We start from the raw sequence: 17,237 nt of genomic DNA, 5'->3' as shown, positions 1-17,237 counted from the left end.
CCTTGTCTGAGGCAGGCGAGTTTGGCCGCTCTTCTCTGATTAGCGTCCCTCTCCTCCAATGAGGACAGAGGGAACGTCAATGGCTGTGGCCACTTTGGCCAAAACAAAAGTGGCTCGGCTGTCTGGCCGCTCCCCGGCTCTAAAAAAGGCTCTACAAAATTCTGTACTTTAATCAATGGGTTGGGTACATTGGTCGTACAACGTATCCCTGACAGAGGAAATGAGGAGCACGCCATGTCAACGGCCGAACAAATCATGCGAGAAATTCAAAAGCTTCCAGAACCTTTAGCGAAGGAAGTCTTAGATTTCATCGGGTACATTGAGTTGAAACATGGGCTCAAAGACAGGCTAGCTGAGGAACTCAAGCTCGCCCAGACTCCGGCCATGAAACATGCCTGGGACAATTCTGAGGATGAGGTTTGGAATGACGTGTAGCGCCTATGACCTTGTTCTGATTCCCTTTCCTTATGCCGATTTAAGTTCTTCAAAAAAGCGTCCGGTCCTCGTCCTGACAGCACCCGATCACCATGGGGATTTTATTGCCTTGGCCGTTACCACTGTCCCTCAAGAAGAACCTGCCATCCCATTAACTGCAATAGATCTCGTGGATGGTACTCTGCCCAAACCCAGTTGGATACGAGTGGATAAGGTATTTACCCTCTCAGACCAAAACATCGTCAAGCACATCGGAAAGATCAAAACGGCATGCATGGAAAAGGTCCTAAAAAGTCTATGCAGTATTGTCGGTTATGCGAAATGACGCCCTACCCGCAAACATCTTCTCAATCCATCCTTCGGCGTAATCCTTCCTTTTATGCAAACCCTCCTTTTCTCTTCAACCGACGCCTGCCGGCTGGCCTCAGGAGGGACGCTCTTCGCAGCTGGCGGACCTTGTTTGAGCGGAGCGAGTTGGTCCGCTCTTGTTATCTTTGACGTCCCTCCCCTCCCATAAGGCCAGACGGGGCGTCAATGGTTTTGGTCACTTTTGCCGAAACAAAAGTGGCTCGTCGTCCGGGGACGAAACCCCGGAATGCATTAAAAATGTCCCTTCACGGGCTGAGCCGAATAAAAGGCCTATTCAGCTCACTTTACTTGACGTTATTGAGCCGAATACCTGTTATAATCGGCTCATGACCTATAACTGGCAACAACCGGACTGGCCGGACTTCCAATACGACCTTACCACCGTTGAAGACGCTTTACTGGCATTCGCCGAAAAAACAGGGAGAGCCAGCGGCCTGTTGAGCGGAATACCGCAAGAGACGCAGACGGAAGCCATCATCGAGATGATGGTCGTGGAAGCTCTCAAGACATCAGAAATTGAAGGCGAATATTTAAGTCGTCAGGATGTCCTCTCCTCCATCCGGAAAAATCTGGGATTGGGACAGCCTGGCGAACAGGTGCGGGATCAACGGGCGCAAGGGGCCGCCGCGCTAATGACGGATGTACGCACCAGGTATGCCGGGCCTCTGACCAAAGCCACACTCTGTTCCTGGCACCGCATGATCATACAAGGCAGTCGTAGCATCACCGTCGGGAAATGGCGAAGCCATGCGGAGCCCATGCAGGTGGTGTCCGGCCCGATCGGAAAACCCCGCATTCATTTTGAAGCCCCGCCCTCAACACGGGTTTCCAAAGAAATGTCGCGGTTCATCACCTGGTTTAATAACACCGGCCCACAGGGCAAGAAGGACATCAAAAAGCCCCTGATACGCTCCGCCATCGCCCATGTCTATTTTGAATCCATCCACCCGTTTGAGGACGGAAACGGCCGCATCGGGCGCGCCCTGTCGGAAAAAGCCTTATCGCAAGGTCTCGGGCGGCCGGCTCTGCTCAGCCTCTCTCGTGCCATTGAGGCAAACCGCGCACACTATTATGAAGCCTTGCAGAAAGCCCAACAATCCAACCACATCACACCCTGGATAAGCTGGTTTGTGAATATCGCACTGGCTGCGCAACAGCAGGCAGAAGAGCAGATTGAATTCACCTTGCGAAAAACGAGATTGTTCGATCGACTACAAGACCAACTCAATTCACGACAGATGCAGGTGGTGCGCCGGATGTTAGAAGAAGGACCAAGCGGATTCACAGGCGGGATCAATGCCAAAAAATATATGGCCATCGCCCACACCTCCAAAGCGACAGCCACACGGGATTTACAGGACCTGGTGGCACAAGGCGCACTCACCCTGGTAGGTGGCGGCCGCAGCACACGGTATGAGATCAATCTCGGCCAATAAGGAAGCAGAATAAAAAAAGGGAAACCAAGGGAAGCGTACCATCTACGCTCACGGCAGGCATGGCGAAGGATCGGTGCCCCTCCCAAATTCAAAACATCGAAACGCGACGCCCCTCCCTCATTCCCGCCATCCGTCTCAATATCTCCCAACTCGGCCCTTCCTGCGCTCCTCCCTCTTGCTGGAAAGGCCCTAAAAAGCCTCCTCCTCTGTTCCGACGCCTGCCGGCTGGCCCCAGGGAGGGTCGCTCTTAGAATTTAGCGGACCTTGTCTGAGCCCGGCGAGTTGGTCCGCTCCTCTCAGATTAGCGTCCCTCCCCTTCAATAAAGCCAGACGGGGCGTCACTGGTTTTGGGTCCTTTTGCCAAAACAAAAGGACCTCGCCGCACGGGGGCGAAACCCCGTCCCCCAGCAACTCTTTACAACACCCCCAACAATCCCAATCAGACAACTCTTTCAGCTTGGTCCTTCGGGCAGACCGCACCCTCATGCCCGGCATCAATCATCGAGAATCAAACCTCCCAGAATCCATCTACCCTTTTTCCTAAGGGTGCAGTAGGATAGGATATTCCTAAAGCTCTGAGAGGAGGAATTCTCGAAAACGCACAAAGGAACGAAGGAGAAAGTGTATGCGACAACATTCCCAAGCCATACTGGAACAAGCACTCAAGTTACCCGTCCAGGAACGGGCCGCAGTAGCCCAGCAACTCATCCAAAGCCTGGATCCCGTCCAGGAAGCCGAGGTAGAGCAGGCATGGCAGGAGGAAATTCAACAACGAATATCGGACTTGGACAATGGCGTGGCCACTGCTATTACCTGGGAAGAGGTCCAACGTCGGATAACACATGGAAAATGATGGCGACATCATCTTCCATTCGGACGCCTTCGCTGAACTCAAACAAGCTCACACCTGGTATGAGGAACAAGCACCAGGCATAGTCGGGTTATTTTTTCAAGAAGTACAATACGCAGTGGCTCGAATATCCGAAACCCCGGGAGCATGGCCTGCTTATTCGCACGGAACAAGGAGATTCCTTCTTCACCGGTTTCCTTATGCGGTGGTTTATAGAGTGCAATCAGCTACGGTTCAAATACTTGCCGTCATGCATCTTAAACGAAAACCAGGGTATTGGACTCGACGCAAGTTTTAATGCACATCCCCTCTCCCTCAGCTTGTTCCCTCATTTCGACCACCTCGACTCTATCAGCCCTGCTATCCGTTTCAACCATCCATCTCAATCGTCTCCCTCATTCCTACACTTCTCCCTCTTTTATCGGATTTTCAAAAAAATGCGTCTCGTATGGTCCGACGCCTGCCGGCTGGCCCAAGGGAAGGACGCACTTTGCAGCTAGCGGACCGTGTCTGAGCCCGGCGAGTTGGTCCACAGTCTCCCGATGGACTCCCCTGGCCTGGTGGCATGGCCGAGCAGTGCAACCGGTCCCGGAAAAAGGCGGGCAGTGTTTGAGCGCAGCGAGTTTGCCCGCCTCCGGGGCCGGTGAACCGCGCAGCAACCGTGTTGAAAGTCAAGTCACGTGACCTCTCCCTAGGCTCCTTGCACCTGCCATGGAGCTCCGTCTACCTGGAGATAATACTCACGCATTTTGGCATTGAGTCTGACGAGCATTTTTCGCATAACCGCCACGAGCGCAACTTTTTTGGGCTTCTTCCCTTGTTCCACGAGATGCTGATAGAACCGTTTCATGCTGGGATCATGCTGAATCGCACTGAGGACCGCCATATAGAGCACACAGCGGATGTGGACCCGCCCGCCATGAATATGGCGGGTGCCTCGCCTCGTCCCGCTATCGACATTATGAGGCGCCACGCCGACTAAACTACTTATTTGTCGATTCCCAATCCGGCCTAACTCGGGAAGCTCAGCCAGCAAGGTCGCCAACGTGATGAGCCCAACGCCTTTGATCTGCCTAGCCACGTCATGAGTATTGGCGAAGGACTGGTGATTCTTCAGCAGCTTGGCCATCCGAGCATCCATCGCCTGGATTTCTTCTTTGAGGACATACAGCATTCGTTGAATAGATTGTGTCGCCAGATCATCGGTCACTTTTTCCAATCGGTTTTTCTCGATCGTCGCGAGCTCAACCAACTGGCGGCGGCGCTTGACCAATTGAGCGAGCTCGTGTTGTTCGGGAGATGTGCCCACTACTGTTCTGGGGGCCATCACTTGCCCATAGGCAGCAAGCACAGAGGCGTCAATGGCATCCGTTTTCGCCAATTGCCCCTTCGCGCGGGCAAATTCTCTGACTTGCCTGGCATTCACCTTCGCCAGCGAAAGGCCCTGGTCGAGCAGCATCGCCTGCAAGGTGTGTTCATAGCCCCCTGTTGGCTCAATCACAATCAAGGGCCGAGCCGTTCTCTGGCCAATCCAGGCCAACAAGGCGACAATGCCTTGCGCATGATTCGGCACCCGTACAGTGTGCTGATCATGCCGACAAAAGGCATCCAAGTACTGTTTGGAGACATCAATCCCAATCGTGGTCGTGGTGGGTGTCATCGTGTACTCCTCCTTGTATGCGGGCGCCATGGCCCAACCAACCGTTCGAACACCAATGATGGCCGGAGGATCTTGCTGCGCGACGAAGAACATTCTGGGCACCTCGCGATCGTACCCGGCCCTTGTGACGAAGTGGCCACCGCGTCACAAGCCTTCCCACGCTACCAGGCGAGGAAGGAAAAACAAACATACAAGGGGACCCGAAGGGCCACACCACGGCCAACATGGTTTTGGCTACTTTTGCCGAAACAAAAGTGGCTCGGCTGTCGGGCCGAGACCCGACATTCATCAAACATTCAAATCACCCCCGACAGCCATCATCAAACAAACACCTTTCTCCTACATGCCAATCCCCCACTTTTCACCTTCAGGTCAGCCAACCGAGCTGATGCTCTACCCAACCGACGGGAAAATTCCGTCTTACAAAAATACCCTCTATAATTCCATCAACACAAGTTCTGTACTTTTGTGTAAGGCTTGGATAGCATGATGTTTTGATTCCTCTGTGTACTCAGCGTAAATGGCGAACACACCCAAGAAAAAAATTGTGATCCTTGCCGGCCCCAATGGGTCCGGAAAAACCACGTTTGCCCGCGAGTTCCTTCCGAAAGAAGCTGCCTGTCCACGCTTCATCAATGTGGATCTTATTGCGGAAGGACTCTCTCCATTCAACCCGGAAATTGCAACATTCCAGGCGGGCCGTCTCATGGTTCAAGAAATTATCGCATGCGTCCGTCGTGGAGAAAGCTTTGCCTTTGAAACCACCTTGAGTGGACTTCGGTATGCCCGTCTCATCCCTCAGTGGAGGAAGAAAGGCTATTTTGTCAAACTCATCTTCCTGAAACTTCCCAACTCCGAAATGGCCATAGCCCGCGTGGCGGCCCGTGTGTCCCAGGGCGGGCATGCCGTCGCGGAAAACATCATTCGAAGAAGGTTCCTGGCAGGGTGGCGAAATTTCCAGCAGATATATCGACCACTTGTGAACACATGGATTCTCTACGATAATGCATTGGAAAGACCGGAATATGTTGACTCGGAAGGAGAACCCAATGGCCAACAAGCAGCCAAAAATCAAAGACCCGGATCTGGCCAAGGTGGGCGTGGCATTAGAACGCGCGGCGGCAAACGCGAGACAACTAGGCTTTGACACCAACACGCCAGTCTATATCTTTCGAGATGGCAAAATTGTCGATATTGTTAAAGAACATCGAGCGACCCAACCAAAGAAAAAGACGATAGCAAAGAATTCACAAAGAAAAACAACCGCACCGCACCGGAAAGCTCAATCAAAAAAAACCGGATAGAGCCCGCAACGGGCGTGGCATCAGTCGGTATGTAAGGAGAAGAATCTGAACCGGGATATCCTTCAGGCGGCCATTGAAAACGGTCGAATCGAATGGCAGCGTCATGCCCTGGAGAGGATCCTCGAGCGAGGCATTGCGCGATAAGATGTATTCAACGTTCTTCTTACAGGTGAAGAAATTGAAGATTACGCCAATGACACCCCATTCCCAAGCGCCTTACTCTTCGGGTGGAAGGGTGATGAGCCCATCCATGTCGTCGTTGCCCTTGATTCAGTCAGTCAACAGGGATACATTATTACTGTCTATCGCCCAGACCAGGAGCATTTTAATCCTGATTTAAGAACCCGGAGGAATCGTTGACCCGACAACACCTACCATCTCAATGTCCGCTCTGTGGTGGCATAAAAAAGCCCGGTACAACCACCTTTACGGCCGAGTTAGAGTTTGGCATTGTCGTGGTCCGAAGGGTGCCGGCTTTACGCTGTTCAATGTGTGGTGCCGACTGGATTCAAGATGATATTGCGGCCCGTTTAGAAGTGATTGTCAACGAGGCCAAACAGAAGCGGCTGCAAGTGGAAGTCACCACCCTCGCGTAAGGCCAGTGTTCGTGACCCGCCATCCGATTTGACTCTCTCCAATATCTCCACCATTCGTCCGCAGCCATCCATCTTCTCCACTCGGTAATGTCTGTCGTCTTCTCTCTTTTATGGAAGTGCCTGGACGGTTCGTCTTCTATAGTTGGACGCCTGCCGGCTGGCCCCAAGGAGGGACGCTCTTAGCATCGAGCGGACCTTGTGTGAGCCCTGCGAGTTGGTCCGCTTCCCTTCACTGATCCCCTGGCCTGGTGGCATGGCCGAGCAGTGCAACCGGCACCGGTAAAAAGGCGGGCAGTGTCTGAGCGCAGCGAGTTTGCCCGCCTCCGGTGTCGGTGAACCGCGCAGGGTACCCAAAGGGCCATGCCACGGCCAACATGGTTTTGGGTCCTTTTGCCGAAACAAAAGGACCTCGCCGTACGGGGGCGAGACCCCGTCTTCCCCCCCTTGAAATCTCAATGCCTCCTCCTGCCTATAAATTAAGCTCTCATCAAATCCCCGTATTTTCCAAAGAAATTCCTCAATCCTAGTTCTCATAATCTAGGCCAATCCCCCACGAAATATCGCGAAAGAATTTTAAAAGCTTCACGCCCACATTTTTTCAATCCCATTCGCGATGCTCCAAAGAACCTTGTGAGAAATAATTTTCTCTGAATTTAATCCAAAAAAGATCTCCCCCCATTTTTGTGAATCAAACCTAAAGCCTTCAATGCAAAAGTTTTTTCTGTACTTAAATTCTGGTCTGAGGTACATTTCCATGTAGTTGACTTAATCCATCATGCCCAACGCATTGGCCATTACCTGAATAACCCCCAACAGGTTTATGCCCACGCCTGAAGAACACGCCCGCGAAAAAAATGATGTCCTCCTAACTCAGGCAGGATGGATCAGTCCAGATGCCAATCACGGCAACTTGTCCGCAGATCGCAGCGTAGTCATTCGAAATTTTTCTTTTGAACAGAGGCATGGATTCGCAGACTACCTTTTTTATGTGGATGGTAGAACTGCCGAAGCAATTCATGTTGAGAGAGACAGAATTATACTCACCCTAAAAATCGCCGCGTGAAATAAGAAAGGGAACCAATGGAGCAAGGACAGCTCAGCTGGATCGCAAACTTCATCTGGGGCATCGCCGATGATGTACTCCGCGACCTCTACGTCCGTGGCAAGTACCGCGATGTGATCTTACCGATGACTGTCCTGCGACGCCTTGATTCGCTTCTCGAACTCAGCAAAAAGGCCGTTCTCGATATGAAGGCCTCGCTCGACAAAGCGAAGATCGTTCATCAAGACCAGGCCCTGCGGCAGGCAGCTGGCCAAGCCTTCTACAACACATCCAAGTTCACCCTCCGCGATCTCAAGGCACGCGCCAGCCAGCAACAGCTAAAGGCCGACTTCGAGGCCTATCTGGAAGGCTTCTCGCCGAACGTACAAGACATCCTCGAAAAATTTGAATTTCGCAATCAGATCCCGCGCCTCTCAAAGGCTGACGCACTCGGCACGCTGATCGAAAAGCTCCTCTCGCCCGATATCAATCTCAGCCCAAATCCGGTACTGAACGGCGATGGGACGGTGAAACACCCCGGCCTCGACAACCATGGGATGGGAACGGTCTTCGAGGAACTGGTGCGGCGATTTAACGAAGAAAACAATGAGGAGGCGGGAGAGCACTGGACTCCGCGCGATGCGGTCAAACTCATGGCAAAACTGATCTTTCTACCGATCGCAAATGAGATCGAGTCCGGTACCTACCTGCTCTATGATGGCGCCTGCGGCACCGGGGGTATGCTGACCGTCGCAGAAGAAACCTTGCAGGAACTTGCCACCGCCCATGGTAAACAAGTGGCCACGCATCTCTACGGCCAGGAGATCAACGCCGAAACTTACGCCATTGCCAAAGCCGATCTGCTACTGAAAGGCGAAGGTGACGCGGCGGACAACATCATAGGTGGTCCGGAACATTCGACCTTGGCCAATGACGCGTTCCGATCGCAGGAGTTCGACTTCATGCTCAGCAATCCACCCTATGGCAAAAGTTGGAAAAGCGACCAGGAACGCATGGGCGGCAAGCAGGGCATCAAAGACCCGCGCTTTATCATCGAACATGCTGACGATCCGGAGTACTCACTGATTACCCGCTCCAGTGACGGGCAGATGCTGTTCCTGGCCAACATGCTGAGTAAAATGAAGCACGGCACCCTGCTCGGTAGCCGGATAGCTGAAGTCCACAATGGTAGTTCGCTCTTCACCGGAGACGCAGGCCAAGGTGAAAGCAACATCCGGCGCTGGATTATCGAAAACGATTGGCTGGAGGCTATCGTCGCCCTACCCCTCAACATGTTCTATAATACCGGCATCGCCACCTACATCTGGGTGGTCACCAACCGCAAGCCCGAACATCGCAAAGGCAGGGTACAACTCATCGATGCCACGCAATGGTTCAAGCCACTCCGGAAAAATCTCGGAAAGAAGAATTGTGAACTATCGGATGATGACATCCAGCAAATCTGTGACACCTTTATCGACTTCAAAGAAACCGAGCAATCGAAGATCTTCCCCAACGCCGCCTTCGGCTACTGGAAGGTGACAGTCGAAAGGCCCCTGCGCCTCAAGGGAATCGAGTCAAACCGAGTTTACACCCCGAAGGAGATCAAGGCGCTTAAAGAGACCGAGACACGAGCAGACGACGCAGAGCCGGTTATTAAGAAGATCCACAAGAAGGGAACCAAACTCGACCCGCTGCGTGGATTATTCTCAGCCACTATCCAGGGTAAGCCTGCCATTGTGGAATACGAGCCCGATCCCGATCTGCGCGACACCGAACAGATACCACTCCTGGAAGAAGGTGGCATCGAGGCATTTCTCAAACGCGAAGTGCTCCCCCACGCCGCCGACGCCTGGTATGTTCCAGACAGCGTGAAGACCGGTTACGAGGTCAGCTTCACTCGCTACTTCTATAAACCACAACCATTGCGAACTTTGGAAGAAATTCGAGCTGACATTTTGGCTTTGGAGAAAGAAACGGAAGGCCTGCTGTCCGAAATCATTGGAGGAGGCACGTAAACATGTCCACCCAACGGTATTCCGTTACTCCACATCCCATTGATACGTTGCTCACCTGGGTCAAGTCCGGAGAAATTGCCATACCGGAAATTCAACGGCCATTTGTCTGGCAGGCTACCCAAGTCCGCAATTTATTGGACTCCCTGTATCAGGGCTATCCCGTGGGCTACTTGATCGCTTGGCGAAATCCAACAGTCAAGCTGAAGGATGGCACCCCATCAGCCGGTAAGCGCATCCTCATCGATGGCCAACAGCGTGTCACGGCATTAATGGCTTCGCTGCTTGGTCGAGAGGTGCTCACCAAAGACTATGAAACCATCAACATCCGTATCGCCTTTCATCCTCAAGAAGAGCGTTTCGAAGTTTCAAACCCCGCCATCCGCAAAGACGTGTCCTGGCTCGCGGATGTTGCTGAATTGTTCTCCCCCAATGCCAAGTTACTACAGATTACCAAAGCCTATACCGCGGCTAATCCCGGCGTCGACGAAGACACCCTATTCTCCACGCTGGAAAAACTTCGCAAGATTGTGAACAACCACGTCGGCGTCATCGATTTGGCAGAGGACCTGGACATCGAAACCGTCGCAGAAATATTCATCCGCGTTAACTCGGCAGGCTCGGAACTGAGCCAGGCCGATTTCGCGATGTCCAAGATTTCAGTCAATGAAACCTATGGAGGCAACACGCTACGCAAAGCCATCGACTATTTTTGTCATTTGGCCATCGCCCCGGATTTTCATGGCATCATCGAAAAGAATGACCCAACCTTTGCGAAAACCGATTATTTTTCTCAGATGTCCTGGCTCAAAAAAGAGAATGACGACATCTACGACCCGGCTTACACCGACATGCTCCGAGTGGCATTTGCAACAGAGTTTCGCCGGGGGAAAATGCAAGACCTGGTGGCTCTCCTTTCCGGACGGAACTTTGAAACTAAACAGTTCGAGGAAACGATTGTTGAAGATTCCTTTACGCGGTTGAAATCTGCCGTGTTGCGATTCATGAACGAGACACATTTTAAGCGATTCCTAATGATTATTCGATCGGCCGGGTTTGTCGATGCAGTCATGATTGGGTCGCAAAATGCTCTCAACTTCGCCTATATCCTCTATCTCACCTTGCGCGACCTGAATACACCAAACGCCGAAATCGAACGTTTGGTGCGACGATGGTTCGTCTTTTCCGTTTTGACAGGTCGTTATTCATCATCGCCGGAATCCGCCATTGATTACGATATTCGCCAAATCCACAGCCAAGGCATCACCGACTATGCCGACAATCTCATTCGTGGGGAACTGTCCGATGCCTTTTGGGAATCAGCCCTTCCTCAAGCCATGAATACTTCGGTCGCATCCAGTCCCTACTTCCGGCTGTTCCAGGCTGCTCAGGTTAAACTGAACGATCTCGGGTTTCTGTCGCGGGACATTACGGTACGGGAACTAATCGAGGTGAAATCCGATGTACATCACCTCTTCCCCAAACAATACCTTAAAAAAAGTGGCCTAACCCGAGGTCAATACAATCAGATTGGCAATTACGTCGTCGCGCAAAGTGAAATCAACATTGCCATTGGGCACAAAGAACCGGAAATCTACTTCGGGCAGCTTATAGATCAGTGCAACAGTGGGAAAAAACGATATGGGAACATCACCGATCAGGAAGAACTGAGAAAAAATCTGAACATGAACTGCATTCCCGAAGGGGTAGAAAAAATGACCGTAGATGACTACCCACAATTTTTAAATACTCGCCGGGTATTAATGGCGCAAAAAATCAAAACCTATTTCGAAGGACTATAAGGTGTTGACAGTAAAGTTCTGTAAACTCCAGCCGCTATGCCCCTTAAAACAAATCGTTGCCGACATCCGGGCGATGTGAAAGGAGACGGAGGGGCTGCAGAGGGAGATCATTTGGGGAGTGGATCGTTAATTCCGCCTAGCCCAAGTACGTTTCTATGATTAAGCCTGGTACGACAACAATCACCACTTTTGGAGACAGTAGGAGTAGACCCGTGACGACTCGGACACCAGCAGGGGCACAACAGTGAAAGCCCCGATCCTCGTACAGCTCGAGTACCACACCGCCTCCACGGAAGCAGCGGAACTGTCCGAATACCTTTATTCCGCCCTCAACGATGATCCGGCGGTGCCAGGCTTGCGGATCCCAACGGTATTCATACCCTTTGATGGGACAAACAGCGTGCCGGAGCCCCACCTCGCAGCTGAGGCCGATCGCATCCTAGTTGTGGTCCTCGCCGACGACCATCTCGCTGCGCATGCTCATCGGCCGTCAACAACTGGTCGAACTTGGGCTAATTATGTTGTCAGGCTACGCGAGCTCTGCAACGCTAACACCTCACACCGATTCATGCCCATTCAGCTCACTCGGCACGGGTGGCCAATCGATGCACGCTTGGAGGATCTCAACTTCCTACGCGCGTGGGCGATCAATAGCGTGGAGGAGCGCCGACGTTTTATTGCGAGGCGGATCATTCAACTGCTGCTCCGCCGCCTTCAATCTCATCCGTCGCCTGAAGACGCGCCTCCGCTGACGATTTTCCTGAGCCACACCAAACTCGATCTCGAAACTGAGCCCAGAGTCGTCAAGTCGCTCCTAGCGCATCTCACCGCGAACCAACCGCAGAAGACATGGTTTGACAGCGGCGACATCGAGGTGGGCTCACGCTTCGCGAAGGAGATCGAAGGGGGAGTGCGGGACGCAGCTTTGTTGGCCGTGCTAACTGACTCCTATTCCTCGCGCTCGTGGTGCCGCCGTGAGGTACTCTTGGCCAAACACTTTCAACGGCCAGTCGTTGTCGTCGACGCCGTTCAGGAGCGAGAAGTTCGGAGCTTCCCTTACGTGGGCAACGTGCCAGTCGTGCGCTGGAAAGGCGATGCGCAAGATGTGATTGACCTCTTACTTCGTGAAGCCCTGAGACAAGTCTATTCGGCGGAAAGCTTAGAACGGCGAAAGCACCCTGGCGATGTTGTGTTGCCGGCTGGGCCCGAGCTTCTGACGCTAGTCCACCGCAAGCCTGATCAAGTCATCCTCTATCCGGACCCCCCCCTTGGTTCGGAGGAACTCAGCATCATTGAGAAGACAGGAATTCGCGTCGAAACTCCGCTAGAACGCCATGCTCAGGAGCGCGACCTGAACACGAAGTCGCTCCTGGTAGCGCTTTCTACATCGGCGGCCGAGGACCTTTCGCGCTTCGGATTACGACTTGCCCATCTTGAAGCAGCTCTTCTCGAGGTTTCGCGCTATCTTCTAATTTCGGGGATTCGGCTAGTCTACGGGGGGCACCTCGGCAGTGACGGCTACACGATAAGACTCGCAGACCTTCTTCGCGACCCCGTTGTCGAACAACTCCGGGATTCACCCGTAGATCCAAACGCAACTGTTGTCCCACAGCTCATCAACTACCTGCCGTGGCCATCATTCGAGACTGTTCACTCGCAGGCCCGGCTCGGGCCTCTGGTCGAGTTGATCCTCTGCCAACGCCCTGAAGACATAGACGAAACGCTTGACCCCCTGTTCACCGATCCCGTTTGCAATGAAGTGCCGGTGGACAACCTGAACCAGCGGTTTGCCTGGGCTCGGGGACTCACGGAAATGCGAGCTCGGCAGGTCGCGAACGTCAACGCTCGCGTTGTTCTCGGAGGCCGCATTGGCTCCGAATCAGATGTGTATCGCGGTCGAATGCCCGGCGTCCTGGAAGAGATCCTCCTCAGTCTCGAGGCAAAACAGCCGGTCTTTCTTGTAGGGGCTTTTGGTGGCTGTGCTCACTTGGTGGTCGAGGCGCTCGAAGGGCACCAACCACCAAAGCTGACCTGGGACTACCACCGGATGGTCCCCCTTTCGGACGAACTGCGCGAGCTATATAAAACAAGGGGCATCCCCTGGGACGAGTATGATTTCATCTTCCAACGTCTGCACGACGGGGGATTCGCCCTCCTATCCAACGGGCTCCAACTCGCTGAGAATCGCGAACTTGCCGTTACCCGCTCCACCGAGCGCATCATCGAGCTGATTCTAGCCGGCCTTCAGAATGTCTTCGCCGACCTGCGTGGCCACGGAGGCACCGATGGCTGACAAGAAGAATGTTTTCATCTCTCACGTCCACGAAGACGATGATTTACTCCCAAAACTGAAGGTCCTCATCGGTCGAGCGGGCATGGACGTCCGCGACGGATCAATCAACAGCGAGAAACCCAATAAGGCGAGGAGCGAGGATTACATCAAGCAGAAAATCCTCGCACCCAGAATCCAATGGGCCAGCACTTTGGTCGTGCTCATCACCCCCGACACGGCCGACAGCTGGTGGGTGAATTGGGAGATTGAGCAAGCTGTCGCACAGGCCAAGACTGTAGTCGGAGTATTCGCTCAAGGAGCGACTGCGTCCGACATCCCAGAGGCACTTAACAAATGTGGTGACGCCGCCATCGTCGGATGGCAAGGAGACCGGATTGTCGCCGCGATCAACGGAGAGATACAGGAGTGGGATGACCCAATCACAGGTAAACTGCGCAGTCGAGAATGGGTCCTCAAACACTATAGTTGCTGATGAAAATTTTTTCGTACATCGTCGCCCGTGACTATGGATTCGCACCAAACCCGTTCTTCGGGTACTGCACATTAGCGACCTGCAAGCCCCAGCTCCGGGCCAAGGCTATGGTCGGCGACTGGATCATCGGCACGGGAGCAAAGGGGAAGTACGACCTCGCTGGCCACCTAATCTACGCGATGAGAGTCGACGAGATCCTCGACTTCAACACTTACTGGAATGACCCGCGTTTCGCCTGCAAGCGTCCGATGCTAAACGGCAGCTTGAAGCAGCTCTACGGCGACAACATTTACCACTCCCAAGGGCAGCAGTGGATCCAGGTTAATTCACATCACAGCCTTGATGATGGAAAGCCGAATCCTAGAAACATCGAGCACGATACCAGCGTGGACAGGATGCTGGTATCGCGCATGTTCGTTTACTACGGTGACGCCGCTGTTTTGATTCCAAATGGCTTTCGACCCTACAAAAAAACCAGTGAAGACTTGTGCTGCTCAACACAAGGTCATCGCATCTTGTCCACAGCCATCTCCGAGGCGTTTGTCAACTATCTTGAGGAATCCGGTCGCTGGGGACTGCAAGGAGTGCCGCTTGAGTTCTCACGAAACAAGAAAGCCGATGATTGAGAAGCCAGGGGCATTACGGCCCAAAACAACGTGACATGGGGGAAGACGGAAGTGTCGACTGACGGCAGCTGGTGGTTAATGGATTTTGCTGAAGCAGCGAAACGTTCCGATCGTTTCGTGGACCGAGAAGATCACGCCCTTCTGCTTGCCACAGGACTGATGGGAGAAGCCGGAAGTGTGCTCACCGAGCTGAAAAAGGAGAACCGCGAGCGAAATGCCTATCCCGTGTACCGGCATCGCATGCACGAAGAGGTCGGCGACTTTCTTTGGTATTTCGTCCGACTCTGCCATGTCGTTGCCCCCGGAGTCCTCCCTAGCTTGCCGCGCCAGGGGAAGGTGTCTAACGCAACGGGCGCAACGTCCCTCAACCTATTCTTGCAATTTGGTGCTTCCGTTGGTGATGTCCTTCGCGCGTTGTCTGAGGGGCAGATGTCCGACGTGCCGCTATCATCTCAACTGTTGCAGCGCGTATGGAGCCTCCTCCAGTGTGTGGCAGTGGAAGCAAGCGTCGATCTTTGTAAAGCCGCACAGAACAACGGACGAAAGACCTCAAGCAGATGGCCTACCGAGAAGAGATACGTGCAGCTCTTCGATGAGAAATTCCCGGAGGAGGAGCAGTTACCCCGACGCCTCGAAATCGAGTTTAGAGAGCGTGAGCGGAACACTCAGAAGGTCCTAATGCTTCGATGTAATGGCATCAACCTCGGCGACCGGCTCACCGACAATATCGAAGATCCAGACGGCTATCGATACCACGACATCTTCCACTTTTCGCATGTTGCCTATCTGGGATGGTCCCCAGTAATTCGCGCCCTATTGAAATGTAAGCGCAAAAGCAGCTCGAAGAAGGACGAGGGACAGGATGGAGCCCGCGCAGTAATTCTCGAGGAGGCCGTCGCGGCTATCATTTTCAGTCGCGCTAAACAGCTCAGCTTTTTCGACGGTATCGACCACGTCGACTATGACCTCCTGAAAACAGTAAAAGAGTTCATAACGGGTTTCGAGGTCGATACTGTCCCGCTCTGGCAATGGGAGAAGGCTATTCTCGAGGGCTATCGGGTCTTTCGCCTTCTCCGTGAGAACGCGGGTGGCCACGTAAAGCTAGACCTAACAAGCCGATCACTCAGTTACCTGTCACCACAGCAAGAAGCTGGCGTATGAAAAGAAAAGACCAGATGATTCTAAAAACGCCTAGCTTGAAACCGCAGACCTCACTTATCCGCGGGCGAGATCAATCGCAGAAGGGAAGAATCAAGGTTGGACCCAGTCGCTTTGTGACTACGACTCCAGCGTATGACACATATTGGCGATTTGCTTCACTTCGGCAGGCTGTATTTATGCGCCGCGTGGAAGGGTATTCGCCACCGTGGACGGATGATCCAGTTCTGTCCCGGTACCGATTTACGAATGTCTATCGTGCGTCAGATCGAGTTAGCCAGTATCTAATTCGACGTGTCCTTTACGAGGGGGAGCAATCCCAAAGCGAAGTATTCTTCAGGGCAATACTCTTCAAACTGTTCAATCGGATAGATACCTGGGAGAAACTGGCGGATGCCGTAGGGCCGCCAAGCTGGCGTAAGTTTAGCTTTGAACGTTACGCAACAGCCCTCGATCGCCTCATGGAACGTGGCGACCGCATCTATTCAGCAGCTTATATTATGCCGTCTCCCGCGTTCGGGAGCCGCCGCAAGCATCGAAATCACCTCCGCTTGATTGAGCACATGATGAAGGATCGAACTCCCCAGAGACTCGCGCAGGTGCGATCCCTCCGAGAGGCATTCAATATACTTCGTAGCTGTCCATCATTCGGCGACTTTCTAGCCTTCCAGTTAACAATCGACTTGAATTATAGCGCGCTGCTTAACTTCCCGGAGACGGAATTCGTTGTGGCGGGACCGGGAGCACGAGATGGCATCCGGAAATGCTTCGCGGACACCGCAGGGCTCTCGGAGGCCGACATTATTCGAATGATGTCCGAACTTGCAGAATCCGAGTTTGCACGGCTGGGATTAAAGTTTCAAAACCTGTGGGGGCGCCCATTGCAGCTGATCGACTGCCAAAACTTGTTCTGTGAGCTTAGCAAGTATGCACGTATCGTACACCCAGATATTCAAGGCGCGTCAGGCCGGATGCGTATCAAGCAGAGGTTTGTGGCACGAAAAATTCCCTTGCCTCAATGGTATCCACCGAAGTGGGAGTTGACGCCGACTGTGGCTAGTTCTCAGCACTCAACCAAAAGCGCTGTCGTTGAGGTGGGAACATGATGAACTCTGATACGCAATGGCTGAGTGGGCCGTTCCATCTATCGTCCTCCCACACTGGCCTGATTCAGAGAAA

At 53.1% G+C, this 17,237-nt stretch carries 15 protein-coding genes and 1 pseudogene; 15 read left to right on the top strand and 1 reads right to left on the bottom strand.

What is annotated here, in order from left to right:
• The first annotated feature begins 234 nt into the window (after nucleotides 1-234).
• From ACWHYD_RS09300 to ACWHYD_RS09280, 5 genes are all read left to right on the top strand, one after another.
• Nucleotides 235-435: a DUF2281 domain-containing protein gene (locus tag ACWHYD_RS09300; protein WP_447965617.1), complete on the top strand. Its 201-nt coding sequence runs from the start codon at nucleotides 235-237 to the stop codon at nucleotides 433-435.
• The gene (locus tag ACWHYD_RS09295) at nucleotides 425-760 is read left to right on the top strand and encodes a type II toxin-antitoxin system PemK/MazF family toxin (protein ID WP_447965616.1); all 336 of its coding nucleotides are present in this window, start codon (nucleotides 425-427) and stop codon (nucleotides 758-760) included. Before ACWHYD_RS09300 ends, ACWHYD_RS09295 begins: the two co-directional genes overlap by 11 nt.
• A gap of 370 nt (nucleotides 761-1,130) precedes the next feature.
• Complete coding sequence (locus ACWHYD_RS09290; protein ID WP_447965615.1) at nucleotides 1,131-2,240, top strand: Fic family protein; 1,110 nt, start codon at nucleotides 1,131-1,133, stop codon at nucleotides 2,238-2,240.
• Between the two features lie 625 nt (nucleotides 2,241-2,865).
• Nucleotides 2,866-3,093: an addiction module protein gene (locus tag ACWHYD_RS09285; RefSeq protein WP_447965614.1), complete on the top strand. Its 228-nt coding sequence runs from the start codon at nucleotides 2,866-2,868 to the stop codon at nucleotides 3,091-3,093.
• On the top strand, nucleotides 3,083-3,388 hold the full coding sequence (locus ACWHYD_RS09280; protein ID WP_447965613.1) for a type II toxin-antitoxin system RelE/ParE family toxin: 306 nt from the start codon (nucleotides 3,083-3,085) through the stop codon (nucleotides 3,386-3,388). The genes ACWHYD_RS09285 and ACWHYD_RS09280 overlap by 11 nt, the downstream gene beginning before the upstream one ends.
• A gap of 393 nt (nucleotides 3,389-3,781) precedes the next feature.
• On the opposite strand, the gene ACWHYD_RS09275 is transcribed toward ACWHYD_RS09280, so the two are convergent.
• Complete coding sequence (locus tag ACWHYD_RS09275; RefSeq protein WP_447965612.1) at nucleotides 3,782-4,750, bottom strand: IS110 family transposase; 969 nt, start codon at nucleotides 4,748-4,750, stop codon at nucleotides 3,782-3,784.
• 520 nt (nucleotides 4,751-5,270) lie between these two features.
• Here ACWHYD_RS09275 and ACWHYD_RS09270 point away from each other — a divergent pair.
• The 10 genes and pseudogenes from ACWHYD_RS09270 to ACWHYD_RS09225 all read left to right on the top strand — a co-directional run bounded on the left by ACWHYD_RS09270 (nucleotide 5,271) and on the right by ACWHYD_RS09225 (nucleotide 17,164).
• Nucleotides 5,271-5,897: a zeta toxin family protein gene (locus ACWHYD_RS09270; protein ID WP_447965611.1), complete on the top strand. Its 627-nt coding sequence runs from the start codon at nucleotides 5,271-5,273 to the stop codon at nucleotides 5,895-5,897.
• Between the two features lie 313 nt (nucleotides 5,898-6,210).
• Nucleotides 6,211-6,414: pseudogene (locus ACWHYD_RS09265) on the top strand (DUF4258 domain-containing protein); the annotation flags it as partial.
• Nucleotides 6,411-6,650, top strand: coding sequence for a type II toxin-antitoxin system MqsA family antitoxin (locus ACWHYD_RS09260; RefSeq protein ID WP_447965610.1), 240 nt, complete (start codon nucleotides 6,411-6,413; stop codon nucleotides 6,648-6,650). The pseudogene ACWHYD_RS09265 and the gene ACWHYD_RS09260, both read left to right, overlap by 4 nt.
• A 1,080-nt stretch (nucleotides 6,651-7,730) precedes the next feature.
• A complete protein-coding gene (locus ACWHYD_RS09255) occupies nucleotides 7,731-9,710 on the top strand; it encodes a type I restriction-modification system subunit M (RefSeq protein ID WP_447965609.1) in 1,980 nt (659 codons plus the stop codon).
• A 2-nt stretch (nucleotides 9,711-9,712) separates the two neighbouring features.
• Nucleotides 9,713-11,509: a GmrSD restriction endonuclease domain-containing protein gene (locus ACWHYD_RS09250; RefSeq protein WP_447965608.1), complete on the top strand. Its 1,797-nt coding sequence runs from the start codon at nucleotides 9,713-9,715 to the stop codon at nucleotides 11,507-11,509.
• A gap of 244 nt (nucleotides 11,510-11,753) precedes the next feature.
• Nucleotides 11,754-13,802 carry a TIR domain-containing protein gene (locus tag ACWHYD_RS09245; RefSeq protein WP_447965607.1) on the top strand — a complete coding sequence of 683 codons (2,049 nt, stop codon included), beginning with the start codon at nucleotides 11,754-11,756 and terminating at the stop codon, nucleotides 13,800-13,802.
• Complete coding sequence (locus tag ACWHYD_RS09240; protein WP_447965606.1) at nucleotides 13,795-14,274, top strand: TIR domain-containing protein; 480 nt, start codon at nucleotides 13,795-13,797, stop codon at nucleotides 14,272-14,274. The genes ACWHYD_RS09245 and ACWHYD_RS09240 overlap by 8 nt, the downstream gene beginning before the upstream one ends.
• Entirely contained in the window at nucleotides 14,274-14,900 is a 627-nt protein-coding gene (locus ACWHYD_RS09235) for an Nmad2 family putative nucleotide modification protein (RefSeq protein ID WP_447965605.1), read from the top strand. The genes ACWHYD_RS09240 and ACWHYD_RS09235 overlap by 1 nt, the downstream gene beginning before the upstream one ends.
• A gap of 51 nt (nucleotides 14,901-14,951) precedes the next feature.
• Nucleotides 14,952-16,061: a pyrophosphatase gene (locus ACWHYD_RS09230; protein WP_447965604.1), complete on the top strand. Its 1,110-nt coding sequence runs from the start codon at nucleotides 14,952-14,954 to the stop codon at nucleotides 16,059-16,061.
• A gap of 113 nt (nucleotides 16,062-16,174) precedes the next feature.
• The gene (locus ACWHYD_RS09225) at nucleotides 16,175-17,164 is read left to right on the top strand and encodes a nucleotide kinase domain-containing protein (protein ID WP_447965603.1); all 990 of its coding nucleotides are present in this window, start codon (nucleotides 16,175-16,177) and stop codon (nucleotides 17,162-17,164) included.
• Nucleotides 17,165-17,237 lie beyond the last annotated feature (73 nt).

The sequence above is a fragment of the Nitrospira sp. Ecomares 2.1 genome (assembly GCF_965152585.1).
This window is presented reverse-complemented; position numbering and strand designations above follow the sequence as displayed.